This window comes from Coleofasciculus sp. A1-SPW-01 (assembly GCF_040217205.1).
GTDB lineage: Bacteria > Cyanobacteriota > Cyanobacteriia > Cyanobacteriales > Coleofasciculaceae > Coleofasciculus > Coleofasciculus chthonoplastes_A.
The window spans coordinates 32,610-52,111 of sequence record NZ_JAVJNP010000021.1 but is presented as its reverse complement, the minus strand read 5'-3'; the positions used below and the strand labels follow the sequence as shown (position 1 = coordinate 52,111).

At 45.1% G+C, this 19,502-nt stretch carries 16 protein-coding genes and 1 pseudogene; 4 read left to right on the top strand and 13 right to left on the bottom strand.

Translation table 11 applies throughout. The annotated features are described in order from the left end of the window. Positions 1–36: 36 nt before the first annotated feature. The 3 genes and pseudogenes from RH949_RS03865 to RH949_RS03855 form a co-directional block, all read right to left on the bottom strand. Positions 37–195 carry a hypothetical protein gene (locus RH949_RS03865; RefSeq protein ID WP_446351977.1) on the bottom strand — a complete coding sequence of 53 codons (159 nt, stop codon included), beginning with the start codon at positions 193–195 and terminating at the stop codon, positions 37–39. Between the two features lie 878 nt (positions 196–1,073). Continuing rightward, positions 1,074–1,943 (bottom strand): annotated as a pseudogene (locus RH949_RS03860) (phytoene desaturase family protein); the annotation flags it as partial. A gap of 407 nt (positions 1,944–2,350) precedes the next feature. Next, positions 2,351–2,923: a ferritin-like domain-containing protein gene (locus RH949_RS03855; RefSeq protein WP_006105871.1), complete on the bottom strand. Its 573-nt coding sequence runs from the start codon at positions 2,921–2,923 to the stop codon at positions 2,351–2,353. Between the two features lie 521 nt (positions 2,924–3,444). Between RH949_RS03855 and RH949_RS03850 the strand changes: the two genes are divergently transcribed. Beyond that, positions 3,445–4,665 carry an L-lactate MFS transporter gene (locus tag RH949_RS03850; protein ID WP_446351976.1) on the top strand — a complete coding sequence of 407 codons (1,221 nt, stop codon included), beginning with the start codon at positions 3,445–3,447 and terminating at the stop codon, positions 4,663–4,665. A gap of 191 nt (positions 4,666–4,856) precedes the next feature. On the opposite strand, the gene RH949_RS03845 is transcribed toward RH949_RS03850, so the two are convergent. Next, positions 4,857–5,306, bottom strand: coding sequence for a response regulator (locus tag RH949_RS03845; protein ID WP_006105863.1), 450 nt, complete (start codon positions 5,304–5,306; stop codon positions 4,857–4,859). 248 nt (positions 5,307–5,554) lie between these two features. Here RH949_RS03845 and RH949_RS03840 point away from each other — a divergent pair, with 248 nt between their 5' ends. Further along, positions 5,555–6,748 carry an aminotransferase class V-fold PLP-dependent enzyme gene (locus RH949_RS03840; protein ID WP_446351975.1) on the top strand — a complete coding sequence of 398 codons (1,194 nt, stop codon included), beginning with the start codon at positions 5,555–5,557 and terminating at the stop codon, positions 6,746–6,748. A 126-nt stretch (positions 6,749–6,874) separates the two neighbouring features. Here RH949_RS03840 and kaiC read toward each other — a convergent pair whose 3' ends face one another. From kaiC to RH949_RS03825, 3 genes are all read right to left on the bottom strand, one after another. Continuing rightward, a complete protein-coding gene (gene kaiC, locus RH949_RS03835; RefSeq protein ID WP_006105815.1) occupies positions 6,875–8,434 on the bottom strand; it encodes a circadian clock protein KaiC in 1,560 nt (519 codons plus the stop codon). 93 nt (positions 8,435–8,527) lie between these two features. After that, entirely contained in the window at positions 8,528–8,842 is a 315-nt protein-coding gene (kaiB, locus tag RH949_RS03830; protein WP_044210886.1) for a circadian clock protein KaiB, read from the bottom strand. A 118-nt stretch (positions 8,843–8,960) separates the two neighbouring features. Then, on the bottom strand, positions 8,961–9,878 hold the full coding sequence (locus RH949_RS03825; RefSeq protein WP_446351974.1) for a circadian clock protein KaiA: 918 nt from the start codon (positions 9,876–9,878) through the stop codon (positions 8,961–8,963). Positions 9,879–10,182: 304 nt separating this feature from the next. Here RH949_RS03825 and RH949_RS03820 point away from each other — a divergent pair, with 304 nt between their 5' ends. Then, positions 10,183–13,599, top strand: coding sequence for an ATP-binding response regulator (locus RH949_RS03820; RefSeq protein ID WP_446351973.1), 3,417 nt, complete (start codon positions 10,183–10,185; stop codon positions 13,597–13,599). 134 nt (positions 13,600–13,733) lie between these two features. Here the strand turns inward: RH949_RS03820 and RH949_RS03815 are convergent, their stop codons facing one another. Further along, complete coding sequence (locus RH949_RS03815) at positions 13,734–13,895, bottom strand: hypothetical protein (protein ID WP_006105836.1); 162 nt, start codon at positions 13,893–13,895, stop codon at positions 13,734–13,736. Positions 13,896–14,488: 593 nt separating this feature from the next. On the opposite strand from RH949_RS03815, the gene RH949_RS03810 reads away from it, so the two are divergent. Then, the gene (locus RH949_RS03810) at positions 14,489–14,629 is read left to right on the top strand and encodes a hypothetical protein (RefSeq protein WP_157453414.1); all 141 of its coding nucleotides are present in this window, start codon (positions 14,489–14,491) and stop codon (positions 14,627–14,629) included. On the opposite strand, the gene RH949_RS03805 is transcribed toward RH949_RS03810, so the two are convergent. From RH949_RS03805 to RH949_RS03785, 5 genes are all read right to left on the bottom strand, one after another. Further along, positions 14,624–15,475 carry a Uma2 family endonuclease gene (locus tag RH949_RS03805; RefSeq protein ID WP_446351972.1) on the bottom strand — a complete coding sequence of 284 codons (852 nt, stop codon included), beginning with the start codon at positions 15,473–15,475 and terminating at the stop codon, positions 14,624–14,626. The genes RH949_RS03810 and RH949_RS03805 overlap by 6 nt on opposite strands. Positions 15,476–15,648: 173 nt before the next feature. Further along, positions 15,649–16,260 carry a hypothetical protein gene (locus RH949_RS03800; RefSeq protein ID WP_044210883.1) on the bottom strand — a complete coding sequence of 204 codons (612 nt, stop codon included), beginning with the start codon at positions 16,258–16,260 and terminating at the stop codon, positions 15,649–15,651. A gap of 181 nt (positions 16,261–16,441) precedes the next feature. After that, positions 16,442–17,206 carry a glucose 1-dehydrogenase gene (locus RH949_RS03795; protein WP_006105851.1) on the bottom strand — a complete coding sequence of 255 codons (765 nt, stop codon included), beginning with the start codon at positions 17,204–17,206 and terminating at the stop codon, positions 16,442–16,444. A 20-nt stretch (positions 17,207–17,226) separates the two neighbouring features. After that, entirely contained in the window at positions 17,227–17,886 is a 660-nt protein-coding gene (locus RH949_RS03790; RefSeq protein ID WP_446351971.1) for a DUF2301 domain-containing membrane protein, read from the bottom strand. 139 nt (positions 17,887–18,025) lie between these two features. Further along, positions 18,026–18,829, bottom strand: coding sequence for an SAM hydrolase/SAM-dependent halogenase family protein (locus RH949_RS03785; protein WP_446351970.1), 804 nt, complete (start codon positions 18,827–18,829; stop codon positions 18,026–18,028). Between the last annotated feature and the right edge of the window lie 673 nt (positions 18,830–19,502).

Below are 19,502 nucleotides of genomic sequence, written 5' to 3'. Positions count from 1 at the left end.
GTGATGTTGAAGGATAAGAGGGGCGATCGCACAACTCTATCGCACAACTCTAAAGATGACTACATCACAGTGCGATCGCGCCCAATTCACTCGCTCAAATCGGGTGGCTCTTGCCTCAATTCTCTGGCGCAAAACCACATGACATCCTATCTGTCTGATGGGAACAACTTTGATATGACGGGTGGATAATTGCATTCCCATTCCCTTTTGAGCCGGAAAAAGATGCATGAAACAGATTTTTTGTCAAATTTGCCTCTGCATGAGTCCATCAAACTGGGTAATGAAACATGATTGTAGTATTTTAATTTTTCCGGCGTTAGGGATAACCCAATAACGCAGTATTAAGGCATTTTAGGAATAGCTGGTTAAAAATGGTTACAAAAATAACCCAATACAGTATAACAATAACGTTATACTACATCCTCAAACCCAGGTCAAATCAGGATTTGCCCGGGGCATTTTCTGCCTGCCCGAACTCCGCTTAGCTTTAAACTATTAAAACGTAAACGTCAAACTTAAAAGTTTTACTTATATAAATGGGCTTTGTCGTCAACCCAACCTACAACCTTACTTTTCACGGGTTCCGGAAAACCTCTCTCCAAACCTCTCTCCTGCAAGGAGAGAGACTTTGAATTCTCCCCCATGGAACAGAAGCGAAGCAACATCTGGCTTCCCTGTGCAACAGAAGCGAAGCATCCTCTGGTCTCCCCCATGGAACAAAAAGCGAAGCATCCGCTGACTTCCCCGTGCAAAAAAAGCGAAGCATCCACTGGCTTCCCCCTTTTTAAGGGGGACGGGAGGGGGATCAAATAGGGGGACGGAAGGGGGATCAAATAGGGGGACGGAAGGGGGATCTGAAGGGGGACGGGAGGAGGATCTAAAAGGGGGACGGATTTCGCTTTAATCAGGATAGAGCAAAACTTGATTCACCCAACTCTCATGAAAAACGCTGCATTCATCCATATCGGTACTTCAGGTTGGCACTATCCCCATTGGCAGGGTTCTTTTTATCCCCAGGAATTGGCGAAGAAAGACTGGTTCCCCGTGCCCTATTCCCTGTTCCCTCATCTAAACTAAGCATTAGCAAAAGCCGGATGCACCTCAGGCAATTCAGGAACACGAGTTCGATCCCACACCAGTTTTCCAGTCAGCAATTCAGCCACATTCATGCCATTGCCAATCACTCCGGGTACACTAGGATAGCCTGCACTAGCGCCAACTAAAAATAGGTTCGGTAACTCGATTTGATATCCTAACCGATTTAAACCAACCTGTTTAGGAATCAGCTTTGCCCCGTAAATATTTCCTTGGGGTTGACCCAAATAATACTCCGTCGTCGTCGGCGTACCAAAGATTTTCATCCGGATATAGTTATCGATATCGGGGACTAAATCTTGCACACTCTCCATGAGTTTTTGATAGACGTGCCGCTTTTTCTGTTTGTAAGCTTTGGAGTCGGTTTCGTGAACCTGTTTAAACGGCTGATACGGACAAATCGTGCTAATTTCTAACACATGATGACCCTCCGTTGCCATTCCGGTTTCCCTTGATTTCATCGTGGGACAGGAGAGAAAAATCCAGGGCTTCTCAAAGTTATCTTCGAGTTGTTCCTGGTAGGCTTGATTTAATTTTCCTTTGGGATAATACCAGACATTCCAGTTGCCAATTCCATAGCGTTCTGGATCAAATCGTTCATCTAAACCCAGGTAAATATTGAAGGCACTACAGGAATACTTATAATCGGTGAGGCGTTTGCGTTCTCGCTGACTTAATGCCTGCTCATCCTGCATCAGTTGCACGGTTAACTTGGGATCTAAATCACTGATATAGGTTTTGGCTTGATAGGTTTCTCCACCAGCAACGACGGCTTGAACTTGACCCTTTTTAACCTGGATCTGTTCAACGGGAGTAGAGCATTTAACCACACCCCCCCCTGGATTCAATTGCCTCGACAATTATCCTCTTTATAAAAAATTAAATAAATTGGGTCAAGTATACGATTGGTTAAAAGTCTTTGAAGGAAAATTATTTATTTGCTGGAATCGGACTAAGAAAAGCGTTTTGAATTATAGATAAAATCAAAAATGCCGCTCTTAAAATTATTGGCGGGTTCATTTTCTGAAAACGCTATACGCTAGAGCTTTTGGGCTTCCAGAGCTTAAGATTATCAATGTTAGTGAGGCAATTTCTTCTATCTAAAGAATGAATGTTGAGTTAAGTTAGCTTGTAACGCTGAATACAACACTATTGTGGGAATCAGGAAAAAATCCCGCCCCCAGTCAGTGATGCTGGTAGCACGGGATACCTTTTACCTGAATTGCGCGATCGCACGCCCAATAGAACCAATTAATTAGCTGGGTTTATTTCTGGGATCGATAGCCGCTAACAGATCAGCAAGTTCACTGGCGTGATCTTCTTCATCTTCGAGAATGCTTTCGACGATATGGCGAGTTGTGGGATCAGCATGACCAAAAAAGCCAACTAACTTGCGATAAACTTCAATCGCAATCCGCTCGGCGACTAAATCCTCTTTGATCAATTGAGTCAACTCAATATTCGCACCCGTGCTACCATACTCCGTAGATGAGCGCTCCATGATTGTCGCCGGATTAAAATCGGGATCACCCCCAAGCTGATCAATCCGCTCGGCGAGCATCATCGTATGTTCTTGTTCTTGCTCGGCGTGTTCAGCAAACTCCGCCGCAACCTGAGGATAATTAATTCCCTTAGCAATAACCTGATGGTGACGGTAGCGCATTACACATAGAATTTCCGTGGCTAGCGCTTCGTTGAGGTACTGACAAGCTTGTTCGCGGTTGAGGGGATAATCTTCAGTAACGGCTCCCTCTTCAATAGATTGACGCGCCTGCTGACGGATCTTATCAATATCATAAAGTTGATTTTTTGTTTGTGTGGCTGTCATACGTGTTCATCCTTCTCATTATCAATTCAGGGATACTCACCGATTTACCAACGATAAGTCGTTGGCTCTCGACGTTAATTGAGTAACCCAAATCTTTATTACTGAACTTAACTTTAAACAAAGAGTTCAAAAGGTGCTTCTGTCGCAGGGGAGAACTATGATGTCTAACTTCCGAACTATTTCGACTTAGGCGGAAGTCGGCTCTTGATATCCCTGAATCGCTTCGGGTTCAAATGCGCTATCTGGCTGGGAAAAGTGGGGGCGAGTAACAATCGGGTAACATAACAATATTGTTCGGTTAAGAGAGGGGGCAGGGGAAGCTGAGGGAGCATGTCAGAGAAAGCCGACAATTGTTCAGCTATCTGCTAAGTTGGTTTATTCTTCCAGAAGGCTCTACCTACGTACCTCAACCCAATCGACAAAGGGGATCATAGAGCCGAAAATTAGCTTGATCCAGTTAGCTGATCAGATTCTATTCAGGTGGTATCCTTTTGGATGATCAGCTATGTGTAGGAGATTCTATGGATAACTGGCAATCTGTTAGCGTTTTTGGCTTGCCAGCAGAGAAAGGCAGATGGTTTTTAATCCCCTTAGGCTCGCTTGTCTTATTGTGCCTAGGCACAGTCTATTCTTGGAGTATCTTCCGTAAACCGCTAGAGGACTTATTTGGCATCAGCGCCACTCAAAGTTTATTACCGTTCACAGTTTTATTAGTCCTCTATGCCCTGTTGATGCCCATTACGGGATTCTACATTGATAAGATTGGCGTGAGCAAAATTACCGCGATTGGTGGTGTGGTGACGGGAATTGGTTATATCCTTTCCAGTTTCGCCACGAATATCATCCTCTTAACGATTACCTATGGGGTAATCGCTGGGGCGGGAGTTGGCATTGCCTATGGTGTTCCCCTAGCCGTTTCCGCTAAATGGTTTCCCGATCGCAAAGGCTTGGCAGTAGGATTGACGGCGATCGGGTTTGGACTTTCTCCCTTGGTGACAGCACCGCTAGCCAAGGGCTTAATTGAGGCATTTGGCGTTCTTCCTAGCTTTGCAATTCTGGGAATTAGCTTGACGGGAATTATTCTGGTTATCTCAATCACGCTCAAATTACCCCCAGTCGGATGGAAACCCCAAAACTGGACGCCAAAACAGATTGAAACAAGCAAAAATCAGCGACGACAACTATTGCGATCGCCGTCTTTTTATGCGCTCTGGTTTTGCTATACCATCGGCACGTTTGTCGGACTCTCGGCGATCGGTATTTCCAGCCCCGTGGCACAGGAAATTATTCAACTCGATGCGACGACTGCTGCGATTACGGTTTCTATCTTTGCTGTCTTTAATGGCATCGGGCGTCCTCTATTTGGTTGGTTAACGGATCGCCTACAGCCCAAGGGAGCGGCGATTATTTCCTATGTGTTAATTCTGATCGCTTCAATTTTGATGCTCAGTGCGGGAGAGGGGCAAGCTTTGACCTATCTGGTTGCTTTTTCTCTGTTCTGGCTTTGTTTAGGAGGATGGTTAGCGATCGCACCAACAGCGACGCTGATTTTGTTTCCTCCAGAGGACTATGCTAAGAACTATGGGATTGTCTTCACCGCCTATGGCGCTGGAGCCTTATTAGGGACTCTCGCCATCGGACAACTCCGGGATTTATTTGGCAGTTATACCTACGCTTTCTATCCCACCGCCATTTTAGCCGTCATCGGTATTATTATTGCCCAATTTAAGCTTCGCGCTTAAGTATTGGACTTTGGACAAAAAAATAAATTTGCGTAATTTATTCGCCAAGGCATTTGGGACAGAAAAATTAGATGTAGGGGCGGGTTTTATGTCCCGATATCATATTTTAATATCAACCTGAAACCCGATCAAAAAACACCAGATTCCCAACAGCGATCGCACTTTGTTTGTCCAAATTCCAGTAAATCCGATTAACCAACATTTGCCAGGGTTCCCCATTCAAGGGGATAGAGTTCAACTAATTCCCGCAGTCTATACTGTTGATAATTTTTCGGCGAACTGAGACGAGCTTTATTAATAGTCTGAACCAGTTGGTCGCGAGAAAATGGTTTGCTTAAGTGGGCAATAGCGCCCTGTTTCATGCCCCAAATTCGGTCAATTTTATAATTTTTAGCTGAACATATAACAATGGGAATGTTCTGAGTCTCTGGGTGTTTTTTAAGCTGACGACACACCTCAAACCCATTCATGTCCGGCATCAGTACGTCGGTAACGATGACATGGGGTTTATACAAAACTGCCTTATTCAGCGCTTCTTTTGGGTTAGTTAGATTGATAATCGTATGACCGCTATCGCGCAGGTAAAGATTCATCAATGCTAACTGGCTGATACTATCCTCAATCAATAAAATCTTACTCATGGAACGATTATCCTGCAAGTTTAGATGAGCTGGGAAGGAATAAAAATAGGAAATTGGTTTTAGATGTCTCTGCTTATTATTAGACTATCTTTACTTTCTGTAACAAATAATCCGTTAATTCGCTGAATAATCCTACGCAGAATGGCTGATTTCTCAGAAACTGCACCAGTATATATGCTTATCGTGTTGAAAAATTGGGATGATTGGGATTATAATGATGCATTCCTGGGGATAGTAAAAACTTGCCAATGACAGACATCTCTGGTGCATCAACTCATCTGCAACACCATCGACAGCAGTTTCCGGCTTTAGCCAATAAAGCCTATTTCAACTTTGGCGGTCAAGGGCTTCTCCCCACAAGGTCGTTAACGGCGATTCAACAGGCTTATGAGTATACTCAGGATCACGGACCCTTCTCCGGTAAGGTTAATGAGTGGCGCTTGGCACAAACCGGGCAACTTCGAGGTGCGATCGCGTCTGAGTTGAGAACGCCTCCCGAAACGATTACCCTTACAGAAAATGTCACCGTTGGCTGTAATATTGCCTTCTGGGGAATAGACTGGCAAGTGGGCGATCGCATCCTGCTGACGGATTGTGAACATCCGGGTATTGTGGCGACAGCAGAAGAGATTGGACGGCGATTTGGCGTAGAGGTGTCCACCTGTCCAATTATGGCGACGCTGAACCAGGGTGATCCTACCGCCGTAATCAAACAACACCTGACACCGCGTACCCGGTTAGTGGTTCTCAGTCATATCCTCTGGAATACGGGTCAAGTTTTGCCCTTAAAAGAAATTGTGGAAACCTGTCGTAATACGGCGACAGAAAACACCCCAATCCGAATTTTAGTCGATGCGGCTCAATCGGTTGGTTCTTTACCCTTAAATTTAAGCGAACTTGGGGTAGACTTTTATGCTTTTACGGGTCATAAATGGTGGTGTGGACCTGCGGGGGTTGGTGGTTTATACGTGAAACCTGATGCGTTAGAACACCTGCATCCGACGTTTATTGGTTGGCGCGGTATTCTCATGGACAAAACCGCTAAACCCATCGGCTGGAAACCGGATGGAGAAAGATTTGAAGTCGCCACATCCGCCTATCCTCTCTATGTTGGATTGCGAGAGGCGATCGCGACTCATCAGCAATGGGGAACGGATCAAAGTCGCTATGAACAAATTTGTCAGCGTAGTCAATATCTTTGGCAACGCCTATCTGAGTTAAACTCGGTGCGTTGCTTGTTGAACTCTCCCCCCCAAGCGGGTTTAGTGTCCTTTGTCTTAACCGATAGTACCCCCTCTTCCCAACTTGTCAACCAATTGGAAGACAAAGGTTTCCAGCTTCGCACGCTGCGCGATCCCGACTGCATTCGCGCCTGCGTTCATTACTTTACAGACTATGAGGAAATGGATCGGTTAGTGGACGCGATCGCGAATCAATTGTAGAGGCGCCTGTAGGGGCGGGTTTAGGGACTCAATTCAAATATCCACCAATAACGGAACAACAAAACCCGCCCTCCTCACCAATAACGGAACAACAAAACCCGCCCTCCTCACCAAATCCTGACATAACTATTCCGTTGACTTTTGCCGCACACCTTGGACAATCCGCGAGAGTTCACTCTTTTCGTCAACCGTAATCCGACTGGGGGAACCACTGATAATCCGCTCGTAATTGCGGAATGAATCTTTAATGTCTGCCCCATCTTTGCTAATCATATACTCTCGAATTCCAGTATCGTGCCAAGATCCCCGCATTTTAAATACATTAAGTGCCCTGGACATTTGTCCGCGAATTTCTACGTATTGCAACATTAAAATTGTATCAGTAATCGTAGAAATATGGGAATCTGTAATTGAATTCGATCCCATAAATTGATCCGTTGTATTGGTAAAAAACCCGGTAATTTCTTCTTGCTTAGCGTAACCCGTCACACCAATCACGAACTGACGGAATGCATTATTGCTCACTCCCCGCGCTAACGCCGAAAGAGAATCAATGGCAATCCGAGACGGTTTGAACTCCTGAATTTGGGTTTGAATAATTTGCAAATGATCTTCTAATCCTGCCGATTCTGGGTAAGAACAAAGAATTTTTAATAATCCTTTTTCCTCCATTTCCTCAAAATCGATTCCCCAGGATAAGCCGTTTCGCGTAAGCTGCGCTCTAGATTCTTCGTAAGCAAAGAGAATCGCCCGTTCTTCATTTAAACAAGCATCATGAATAAACTTACTAACTAATAAAGTTTTTCCGGTTCCCGTAGCTCCCGTTGCTAAAATAATGGAATCTTTAAAGAAACCACCACCACACATTTCATCCAGGGTTTTAATTCCAGAGGATACCCGAACATTAGACGAACGCTGAGTTAATTGCATTGCACCTAAGGGGAAGATATTAAATCCTTGATTGCTTAGGGTAAACGGGTATTCCCCTTTCATGTGGGTTGTACCCCGTAACTTAAGTATTTCAATCGTGCGGCGTCGCCGTTCTCCTTCCAAAACATTGCGAACAATTACCACATTATCGGAGACAAACTCTTCCACACCAAACCGGGCTACAGGTCCATACTCTTCCACGCGCTCCGTCGTCATCACTGTCGTCACGCCAATTTGCTTGAGACGAGCGACTAAGCGAAAAATTTCTCGCCGCACCACTGAAGCCGCATCATATTGTTGAAATATGGCGGTGATGGAATCAACCGAAACCCGCTTGGCTTTGTACTTCCGAATCGCGTATTGAATCCGCTCAATTAAAGCAGACAGATCAAAGTTGCCGACAACTTCTTGTCCTTCGGGATCAGGAGAAGCATCCAGAATAAACAGTTTACCGTCATCAATTAACTTTTGCAGATTCCAGCCTAAACTATGGGAATTTTTAATAATATCATTAGGAGATTCTTCAAAGGTAACGAATACACCCGGATCATCAAATTGAGTGATCCCGTTATAAAGGAACTGAACCGCAAACAAGGTTTTACCCGTACCAGACGTGCCGCTCACCAATGTGGTTCGAGCCACAGGTAACCCCCCATGGCTGATATCATCGAACCCTTCAATCATCGTCCGGATTTTATGGACTCCTGGGGTGGTAAATTCATCGGGTCTTTGCTCATCTAGATTAAATGGACTCATATTTTTTCGTCAAATTTAAACATATAACTAAAATCGCCGTCATCTGAGAATAGATCTCGAATTTGCTATTATCTCATAAAATCTGAACCTGCCCTAAAAATCTATGTCTCCATCCCGAAGTTCTTCATACAGCAGATCCAATCCGATTAAAACTTTTTCGCGATCAGACAGATCCCCAATAATTTTTCGCACCGGAGGGGGTAAAACTTTCGCTAGAGTTGGCGTCGCCAAAATTTTATCTTCCTCGGCAAGTTGAGGACTTTTGAGAACATCAATCACTTTCAGGGCGTAAACCCCTTGAAATTCCTGTTCCAGGATATTTTTGAGGGTTTTCAATGCTGTAACTGAGTGGGGAGTATTCCCAGCCACATAAAGCTTGAGGACATAAGTTTTTTTTAAGGGACTCATAGGGTTAGCCATTACTAATAAGCGAAGGATAGTTGCCAATTTAAAAGTAACCCGGAAGAAATTCGTTCACCGTTGACGTTGATGGGTCGGGAGCGAATTGCTAATACCACAATTATAATTATAACTCTCTGGGAATCGAGCGACGATACATTTCACCTAAATGAGCAATTACATCGATCAGTGTTAGACGATAATCGGTGAGAATATCTTCACTGCGACCCTCTAGCTTGAGTTGTTGTGCAAAATCATCCATCAAATCCATGTGAATTTCTACAATTTTAGAAACGGATATATCGGCAAAAAATGCTTCATTTACCAAGTTATCAATTAACTGGTTAATCGCGGTGTCTTGACTGAAGTACATTAAAACAATGTCACGATAATCACTCTTAAGCTGTTCGATCAGTTTACTTTTTTCATTTTGAGGTAAATAGCGAAAGAAAAACTGAGGATTTCGTTTATAGTACACACCGAGATATCCCAGTCGCTCTTTGAGTTTTTCCGATAACCGATACTGCTGCTTCATTAAAGAACCCCGATGAATTTCCTCGGTTTTCTTATCCGCATTAGCCAGAAGAGTGGGCAAGTTGCAGTTCGGAGAAAGGGAAAGGAACTGGGTAATTGCCTGTTCCAGAGCATGTTCTAGGTCAGAGACTTGGCTACTATCGAGTCGCACTTCAGCGGCGTGAAACAAATAATGCACCTCCCCTGGAGTACAACGAACGGTTGTCTGAATTGGGTTTGACTGAGCATTTGTGACAACAACAAAATCATTGTTTTTTGATTCTTTTGGAAAAATAACTAGAGGAAGTAGGGTTCCTTGTTCGTACAACTGATTAATAACGGGTGGTAAGGAGTCGTCATCTTGCAGCACTAAACAATCGATATGCTGCTGTTTTTGTTCCACGAACTCCAGAAACTCAGAGGCTGAGTTCGTGATCGATAAAACATAGCGATCGCCACTTAAAACCTGGCTCAGTGACTGCGCCAGGGCTGGGGAACGAACAAAAATACCAATTGACAGTTGAGGATGCAAAACGATAGAACTTTAATGTTGAAAAACAACCTTACCAATTGCCGAGTTGAAGTTCTCGACTGTAACGTATTTTAACAAAATTTTTCTAAAGTTAATTAACATTACGTTAAGTACTCTAAGAATTGTAAGTAATTGTAAGCATTTTGCTCTTCCCCCCCCCCATCCAGCGCAATAATTGAACTAGAGCGGTGGTTGTGCTGGTCAGGGGAGCAAGTCCCTGGCGCTATTCGGCTTATGGGCAACTTAATAATTTATAGCCTGCGACCTAGCCGCTTCCCCTGATTTGAGCTAATTGGTCATATCCATGTCAACTCCCAGTTTAAAAGAATGTGCTGCTTCTGTTCCGATTTGTTCCCAAACCACTGATCTAACTGCCCTACTGGAGATTTTTCACGCATCAGGGAGTGACTCGATTGTTGTGGTCAGTGAGCAGCACTATCCTCTGGGAGTCGTGAATCTGCGACAGGTTATGCCCCATCTCCTGACCGGGGCGACGTCAGCAGCAACTCTAGGAACAACCGCAACTAGAGATTTCTCTCAACGGCTCTCGGAATTGGAACCCTCTGTAATTGAACCCCTAGAGATTCTACCAGCATCGTTGACAATCAGCCAGTTCTGGACTATCTTAACCGACTTGGGTAGGGGAAGACCAGACACACCCTTCGATACATCCACCATTCCCTACCCGGAAGGTTCCAGACAATGGGCATTAGTCGAACCCAATGGTAGCTTTTTGGGACTGCTCAATAGCTGGCAATTATTGAAATTTCTAGCGCCTAAACCCCAGACTGAGGATGTAGAGACGTTGCATGCAACGTCTCTACGTCAGGGCGGGTTCTGCACAAACGCTACCATCAATAGCCAAAAGAAAGTTTCATTACCCGCCCCGACAAACCATTCCCTCGATAGTCGCGAAGGGTTCCCCAATCCCCAATCACCCTTAATCCAACTCCTCGAACAACTACCACTCCCCCTGAGTTTACAAACCGCAACCGGGCAAGTCTTGTCTGAAAATCGGGCTTGGCGTCAGCAGATAGGGTTATCCTGGGAGCAGCCAACTGGGATAGAATCAACCTCGGTTGAATCACCCTCCAATGTAGGTATCCTCAGTCATAACACTCAGCCCGACTCAACCCGCTACTGTGCCAATGGGCAGACAAATCCTCAGGTGACAGAACCATTAGCGGTAGCTGAACCGAACCCCACCCATAAACCGCTCAACAGTAGGGAGAAGCCAGTAACTTGGGGGGTTGGTGATCAAACTCAGCCAACATTCACTTCCCCTAGAGCGATGGGTTTTGACTGTGCAGGCGATCGCACTCACCTCATGACACCCCATGCTCAACATCCAGAACTTGAGTCTCCAGCAACATCTCAGTATCCTCAAGACTCACACAGGGATGGGGAAACCCTAGAAATGACGAAAAAAATCCAGGATCGCCAGTTTGTGTTGACCAAAATGCCTCTACCTCCCTCGTTGTTCCCCGAATTGACAACTGAGGATTGGAAAGACACACCATGGAAAGATACACCATGGCACGTCTGTACCCAACCCGATACAGCCAACCCAACGATCCCGAAAAATACCCTCAATCCCCCTAATTCACAGCTTTGGTTAGTCATGGCGCAAGACGCGACGACTCAACAGCAAGTCGCCCAAGAACTGACTGCCAAAAATGCGGATTTAGTCCAACTCAACCGCCTGAAAGACGAGTTTTTAGCCTGTATTAGCCATGAACTGAAGACGCCACTCACCGCCGTTTTAGGATTATCAACCCTGCTCAAAGACCAGTTATTAGGCGAACTCAATGAGCGTCAAGCGCGTTATGCTCGGTTGATTTACCAAAATGGGCGTCAACTGATGGCAGTGGTCAATGATATTCTGGATCTAACGCGCATGGAAACGGGTCAGCTTGAACTGACGTTAGAACCAGTGCAGATTCAAAGCCTGTGCGATCGCGCTTATCAACAAGCACTCCAAGTCTACTCAGACAACAATCCCAACCACGAAGGCGCAACCCCCGACATCTCCTTTGTGTTAGACATCGAACCCGGTCTAGACACCATCATTGCCGATCAACTGCGGCTGCGGCAAATGCTGGCACACTTGCTATCCAATGCACTCAAATTTACTGATAGCCAAAACACCGTAGGTTTAAAGGTTAACAATCAAGATGGCTGGATAGCCTTTACCATCTGGGACACAGGGATTGGCATTCCCGAAGACAAGCAGCACTTGATTTTCCAGAAATTCCAGCAGTTGGAAGAACCGCTCACTCGTCAGTTTGAGGGGACAGGGTTAGGATTAGTCTTAACCCAACGCTTGGCTCGCTTGCATGGAGGAGATATCTCGTTTATCTCTAAAAACGGCAACGGTAGCGAGTTTACCCTGCTCCTTCCCCCCTGTCCTCCTTCTGGCAAAGATTTGGCAGAGACTGAGGACTGGGGACAGACAAACACCAACGTCCCATCCCCCAATCGTAACCGCTTGGTGTTAATTGTCGAAACTGTACCCCGGTATCTAGAAAGCCTGACGGTGCAGCTAAAACAGTTAGGCTACTGGGTAGTCAATGCTCGTTCTGGTCCAGAAGCACTTTCCAAAGCTCGTAGCTTACAACCGAGCATCATTTTACTCAATCCTCTTCTCCCACAAGTTTCGGGTTGGGATGTACTGACATTACTTAAGTCTGATCTGCCAACCCGTCACATCCCCATCTTAGTGACAGCGACTCAAGCTGAAAAAGAACAGGCTGATCAAAATAACGCCGATGGCTTCTTAAGTTTACCGGTTCAAGAGGAAGCATTAGCGACAAGTCTGATCCACTTGGGTAAACATCAGCCTCCCGCCACTCAGGTACTAACGCTGCTTTATGTCAGTGCGGGGTTAGTCGAGGTTCCCCCGGAATCGTCAAGACTAATTTCTCAGTTAACTGATATACTCAGTTGCCAACATTCAGATCTAAGATACCGGGTATTGGAAGCTGATGATTTAGAACAAGCAGAATTATTGGCGCGGGTTTGGCATCCAGATATCGTTTTGCTGGATGGGGCTGGGATCAATGATGCCCCAGGTTACTTTAAAACCTATTTGTTATATCCCACATTAGCGGATCTACCCCTGATTACCCTGGATCATCAAACCACGCAAGCTGCCAATCAAGCGATCGGTCTTTCTGTCTATCCTTGTTTAGCACCGGATAACCCCCAGAAAATTACCACACTGCTGGAAGTGATTCAAATTGCGGCGGGAGTGAGTCGCAAGTCAAGCCTTCTCATTTTTGATCTGGGCGACACTCAAGGGATTAGTCCCAATGGCTTCAACACGAATCCTGTCACACCTTACACCCCTTGGCTACGGGCATTGATTCAATATCTACAAGCGACTGGATTTAGGAGTCTATTATCCCACTGTTGGTCAGATGTCTACCATCAACTTCAACAACAAATGGTTGATGTACTGTTGATTCGGATCAAAGATATTCGGGATTATTCAGGCGTGGTTCAAGGATTAAGATCGTTGAGTCAGATACCCAATCGACCCCCGATTCTTTTTCTGGATCATCGATTGCCCGATTTATCCCTCAATGTTGGAGTTTCTGAGTCAGATCAGATAATGATAGAATTCGAGTCGCAATTGCAAAGCCTTGCTACTAAAATTTTGCCCGGACGTTCCTATTCCATGAGTCAATTGCTCGAACAAATTTATCTGGTTCTAGCCTAAGTCAATGTATCTTGCTTGAATCTTTTGGGGGACTCTGAACGAGAAATACATTTAATCCACCGACTTTTTGGTCAATTTCAATTGAAAAAATAATTATTGGTGATCGTATCAAAAATACTGGTGTAAATCAATACTCATAATCCAGTTTGGATAGGGTTTTGTATCCTCGATAACAAATTACTGGGTATATTGAGGGCTATTTTCACCTCTAAATTTGAGGCTCTGTCGAAATAGACGAGAGTCGCGGTAATCATCGCGAGTCCAATGAGGATGACGCCAATATCATTTTTTTCCATGGTAGTATGCCTTCATTGCTGATATCTTCAACAATAGACGGCTGACTCCATTGGGAGAAAACAGATAGGATAACTTGCTGAATTGACTATAGCAAAAGGGTTTAACTCAACCGATACCTGGGAACGGTTAGCCTTTAGGAGTGGACAATTTCTCCGCTAGCACAGCTAAGGGATGAGCGATCGCCTGCGCTACCCTGGTCAAAAGTCTGAAACCATTGTCTGTACTCCTAGGTGATTTAGGCAACTTCAGAACTTATACCTTAATAGGATACAACAAGACGCATGGATCGGTTACTGGAGTTGGCTGAATACACAGAAGAGAGAATTCGGGCTTTTAGTCATTCATATTTTTAAGAAATCCTAATGAGTCAATCCCATCCGACTGAAGACAGGGCTTTTATAGATCGATTAATTAATGCTTATGAGGATCATAGGGGAGTATTGAATCCAGCGCAAAAACACCAGTTAAGTTAACTGATACAGTTAGTAAATTCCTGGATTTACAGAATTCCAACTTATCCATTTTTGATGCAGTTCTTAGTGCTGGTGTCATTGGTTTAGCTCCTCAAGAATCTTTGGATGAAATTATTAGGGTGACCAAACCCCAAGGTTTGATCGCCTATAGTTTTAATCAAAACCGTTACGATAGTGATATATCTTGGGGAACAAAGCATGAATTATTGACGAAGCAACGTCTTTGGCAAAATATAGAGGGGTATCCAGAAAAATTATAAATTGTCTGGATCAATGCCTAATTCTCGCAACCGTTGCGCCAATTGCTGGGCACGTTCTTGGGCTAATTGTGCGAGTTGGGCTTCCTGTTGGGCGCGTTCTTCGGCAGCGATCGCCCGTTGTTGGGCTAATATAGCTTGTTCTTGTGCCGCGATCGCCCGTTGTTGGGCCATAGTTGCTTGCTCATTATCCGTGGGAATCAACTCTCCTGAAGGCGTCATCCATCGCAACCATTGTCCGTTAATCTCACGAAACCGTCCTGACCACAATCCCAAGCTTAACCCTAACTCTGGCATGAAAAACCGATTATCGGTTAAATTCACCTGTTGATAATTCCCTTCAATTAAACGAAAGATGGAAAGCTCATGAGTATAGCGGCTAAAAATTACATAGTACGGTACTCGCAAAATCTGTTCATAAACCTGCCATTTTGTGGGTGGATTTCCCGTTTGTTGTACCGTCTGTCCCAAATCCTCATCCTCTGTACCGGGAGATAATAACTCTACCACCACAAAGGGACTAATTTCTTCTTGCCAAATCACATAACTTAAGCGCAAATCTCGCTGTTCATACAAGCGCGGAATCCCGACAACGCCAAACCAATCGGGACGCTTGTACCAGTGAGTATGATTGACATCGTAATAAAGATTCAAATCGCAGGCAGAAAACACCTGCTCCCAATTCCAATTAGTGGGTTGAAAGGTTAAAAGGAGTAGCAGAGGTTGAAAAAAGTGAAACTCATCGGGCAATCCAGGGTCCTCCGGATTATCACTGGGTAAATCATACATTGTCGGCAAGGTTTGCCGGGGGAAAGGTGGGGGATTGGATTGGGTGGGCAGACGAATCATGATCAGATGAGGGATGGATTCGAGTAAAATCTATTTCACCATTTTAGTTTAGTCACGCCACTACTGGTATGACCCAGCTAAAATAGGGCTTTGTTTGTCGTGAGAACTTTAGTTCTCGCTCCGCCTAGCTGGAGAGGGCTGAAGCCCTCACTACGAACACCGACTTACGGCTTTCAATGTAAATCTTCTTCCCAAATCCCGATATAGATTCGTCCCTCTTGTTGGCGTTCAATCACGCCTTCGAGATAGTCTAGCTGAAAGGAAAACTGCCGAGATTGACGTTGCCACACTTGTTCTAATCCCTGTTGGATTTGCTGGTTCAGCTTGCACCCTAACATTCCATTCAATGTCAACAATACTGTCTGAGAATCCACTTCAGCCGTAAAGGAGGCTTCGGTTTGTCGAATTCGTAGAGAATTTCGGTCAAACAGGAAACCTAAGCTAATCTGATCCGGTATTAATTCATAGAAAACAGCACGAGTATTGGGCCAATAACCGCGTGCGGTTCCGGTGGGAGCGCCTAATAAACGCATCACATCTTCTTTGGTAATTCCTGGCTGAAAGGCGGGAATACCAACACCAGTCGGGACTTCTCGACATCGCGTTTCAATCATGTCCCCTAGAGGAGGTGGAAAGACGTTGATGGATTCTAAGGGGAATGTAGAGGGCTTTGAGGCAAGTAGGGAACTCAGTTGTAACCGCGTTAGTGGTGAGAAAAATTGAGCGGATAGCACAACAGGGAAAACCTCGGCTATCAGGCAATTTATAATGATGACTATTACCATGATAATTTTCTTAAGATTTAGAGTGGTAAAGCACCGCCGATAATTGAGTTAACTTACCTAATAATTGGCAATTACAAAGTTAGAAATAGGATTAGATTTATACTCAAATGATGGCGCATTTTTTAGGACTATCAAAACATTACGCCTTAAATAATTCGGTTAGAAAACTGCCGCTCTTTTTTTACGAGTACATCATTTTCCGGGTCATCCCGCCATCAATGACAAAATTCGCACCCGTGATAAATGTGGCTGGAGAAGCGGCGAGATAAACAGCAAATGCGGCAATGTCTTCGGGTTTGCCCACTCTACCCGCCGGATGTTGTTGATGATCCTGGGGGGTTAATTGGAGTTGATGTCTAGTTGAGGGCTTTTGCCATTCACTAACATCTATCCATCCTGGACTAATACAATTGACTCGAATATCTGGACCGAGGCTAATGGCGAGGGCATGAGTTAAGGCGACAATTCCGCCTTTAGCCGCCGCATACGCTTCTGTATTCGGTTCAGACATAAACGCTCTAGTCGAAGCAATATTAATAATTATGCCTTGGTTTTGCTTGAGATAGGGAACAGTATATTTGGTACAAAGAAATGCCCCAGTTAGATTAGTCGTTAGCTTGTGATTCCAATCGTCTAAACTGAGTTCTGTGATTGGCGGATTTTCGGGATTGGCAATCGCCGCATTATTGACCAAGACATCGATTCTGCCCCATTGATTTTGGGTGGCTTGAATCGCCTGTTTCACGGACTCTTCATTGGAAATATCCGTTTGAATAAATTGAATTGCACCAAGGGGTTGAAACTCGGCGGCTGTAGCTGTTCCGGCTTCTGGATCAATTTCTGCGATCGCGACATTCATCCCCTGTTCTAAGAAGGCTTTCGCGATCGCCTTACCAATCCCTTGTCCGCCTCCGGTAACAATGGCAACTTTTCCTGGCAAGCTCATCGGTTATTATACCCTAATCCTTAGGATTGAGCCGCCCGTTGTTGTTTAAGATAGGCAAACACTGACTTATCGCCAATGTCAGGGGGAATTGGCTGCATTGCCTTACGCACCGCAAAGACTAAAAATAGAACTGTCCAAAGTCCTAAAAGCACCTGTTCCGCCGTGGCGGGTAACATATTAACTAAATGTCCCAGTAACAAGACGGGTACTAAGGGAGTCAGCAGTTTGGTTTCAAAGCGGTTAAAACAAAAGGCTTCTTTAAAGTAAATCCCGGTTAACGCCACAAACACAAAGCCAATCCCGAACAGGGTAACGGGTTGGTTATACACGAAAAGGGCGAGGGGTTCGCTACTCTGGATGGCGAACCAGCCAGCCGCAATCGTGCCAATTCCCCAAAACAGTTGTAGGAGGCGGTGTAGGGGGGCTAAATAGATATGAATCGTTGCCAAACTTACGCCTAACGCTACACAGAACAAGCCATACAGGGGCGTGAGGGCGGTTAAAATGGTGGGATTATCCAGTTGCCACAAGACCAAACCACTACCGATCGCAAAACTCAATGCCGCGATCATCAGGCTAGTTCGGTATACAATAACCCCTACGCGATCGCTGTCGGTAATCGTAAATTCGCCAAATTGACCCTGGTACACCTCAGAGTCCCATTGTTGCTGTAATACCATGTTTATCTCATCTCCTCTCAATACCAGGAAGGGGCTGGGAAAGTTTTAAGTTTTGAAGGTTGTAGGGGTGGGTTTCACGATTATCGTTTCTGAATTCACCCAGATGTGACTAAACCCTCCCTCATCTCCCTCATATAATTTAACCTTTGATTTCAGTGGCGACAGCCACATCTATCCTATTTCCTAACTCTAACTGCAACTCAGATTGAGCGCTACCGCCATTCACAGCAATTTCAACCCAACCGTGACTCCCAATTAGGGCGATCAGTTCTCCGAGGGGGCGATCGCTATAGGTTTGACCCGTGGGGATCTGGCGTTGGTTGACGGTGACAGACCCCATTTTTCCCCTCACGTCAGCAGCGGGAATATTGGTGATTAGGTTGCCGAAATGGTCAATATACTGGATAGAACCGGTGATCCCAGTCGCGGTTGTGGTTAGTTCCGGAATTGGCAATTGTACCAGAGTGCTGGGTTCGATCACTGATCCCAACTCGTCTAAGGAAACACCACTGGCAAGATATGCGCCAACAGGGGCAAATATATCTCGACCATGGAATGTTTGACTCGGGGTGGGGGTGCGCCAAAATTCTGGGTTAGTGAGTTCAACAGCAAAAACAATCGTACTTTGGGTTAAAATACCGCTAAACAATCCATTATCAGGTCCGACGAGGAAACCGTCATCCGCTTGTAGCGCGATCGCACGGCGCTGACTACCGACACCGGGATCAACTACAGCGATATGGATGGTGCGATCGGGAAAATAGGGATAGGCGTTCATCAGGTTAAATCGGGCAGCGGCGATGTTTTGTCTAGGAATCTCGTGGGTGAGATCGATGATCGTGATGGCTGGGTTAATTTGGGCGATGACGCCTTTCATGACTCCCACGTAGACATCGTTGATGCCAAAGTCGCTTAATAGGGTGATGATTGGAGTTGTAGACATAGTGAATCTAAATGTTAACTGGTCTGGGCGGTTGTAGACGCGCAGCGGCTTCCCGTAGGGTAACCACAGCTACACCAACTTGCACCCGCCTGCGCGGGTTTCCGCACCCTAGTTTTTCTCTATTTCCTTGTCAAGGGAACGAAAGTTTCGTTTGGTTCCGCGATTTCCTGGTTCTTCAGGGCTTAAGTTTACACGGATGCCGCTAGACTGACTTGTCAGAAATTCCTCTATTGCTTGAAACACAAATTCACGCCCAACAAACCCGGCTGTCTTCTCCTCAATCTTGTAGTAATTCACTAACTAAGCTGCGCTCAAAATGACCGAATTTTGCCGCATCGCGAAATGCATTATTCCAATGATCAATAATCAGTTTACAGCCTAAATTTAAGACTGTGAACCCGTTTTAACGGGTTTCGCTTTCACTCAACTCAACCTACAACCTTTCTGATTCAATGATATGGATAAAACTCCTATCTTGCAGCACTGGTAATAAATCCTCACTTAAGCTGTCATGCATTTAAATTGGGTATTAGTAGCGAGCAAGATGCAAAGCCTGCGGCATGGCTTCGCTAAACGCACTACAAGGATTTCGTTATTATTGACATTAAGGTTTAAATGCCGAACAGCTTACTACGAACGGTTTTGTTTGTGTAGCTGCGGTTTCTAACCGCCC

Bases quoted from the DNA above. Each gene is read 5' to 3' on its own strand.
- RH949_RS03865 (WP_446351977.1), bottom strand. From the start codon at position 195: ATGCAATTATCCACCCGTCATATCAAAGTTGTTCCCATCAGACAGATA.
- RH949_RS03855 (WP_006105871.1), bottom strand. From the start codon at position 2,923: ATGACAGCCACACAAACAAAAAATCAACTTTATGATATTGATAAGATC.
- RH949_RS03850 (WP_446351976.1), top strand. From the start codon at position 3,445: ATGGATAACTGGCAATCTGTTAGCGTTTTTGGCTTGCCAGCAGAGAAA.
- RH949_RS03845 (WP_006105863.1), bottom strand. From the start codon at position 5,306: ATGAGTAAGATTTTATTGATTGAGGATAGTATCAGCCAGTTAGCATTG.
- RH949_RS03840 (WP_446351975.1), top strand. From the start codon at position 5,555: ATGACAGACATCTCTGGTGCATCAACTCATCTGCAACACCATCGACAG.
- kaiC (WP_006105815.1), bottom strand. From the start codon at position 8,434: ATGAGTCCATTTAATCTAGATGAGCAAAGACCCGATGAATTTACCACC.
- kaiB (WP_044210886.1), bottom strand. From the start codon at position 8,842: ATGAGTCCCTTAAAAAAAACTTATGTCCTCAAGCTTTATGTGGCTGGG.
- RH949_RS03820 (WP_446351973.1), top strand. From the start codon at position 10,183: ATGTCAACTCCCAGTTTAAAAGAATGTGCTGCTTCTGTTCCGATTTGT.
- RH949_RS03815 (WP_006105836.1), bottom strand. From the start codon at position 13,895: ATGGAAAAAAATGATATTGGCGTCATCCTCATTGGACTCGCGATGATT.
- RH949_RS03805 (WP_446351972.1), bottom strand. From the start codon at position 15,475: ATGATTCGTCTGCCCACCCAATCCAATCCCCCACCTTTCCCCCGGCAA.
- RH949_RS03800 (WP_044210883.1), bottom strand. From the start codon at position 16,260: ATGGTAATAGTCATCATTATAAATTGCCTGATAGCCGAGGTTTTCCCT.
- RH949_RS03795 (WP_006105851.1), bottom strand. From the start codon at position 17,206: ATGAGCTTGCCAGGAAAAGTTGCCATTGTTACCGGAGGCGGACAAGGG.
- RH949_RS03790 (WP_446351971.1), bottom strand. From the start codon at position 17,886: ATGGTATTACAGCAACAATGGGACTCTGAGGTGTACCAGGGTCAATTT.
- RH949_RS03785 (WP_446351970.1), bottom strand. From the start codon at position 18,829: ATGTCTACAACTCCAATCATCACCCTATTAAGCGACTTTGGCATCAAC.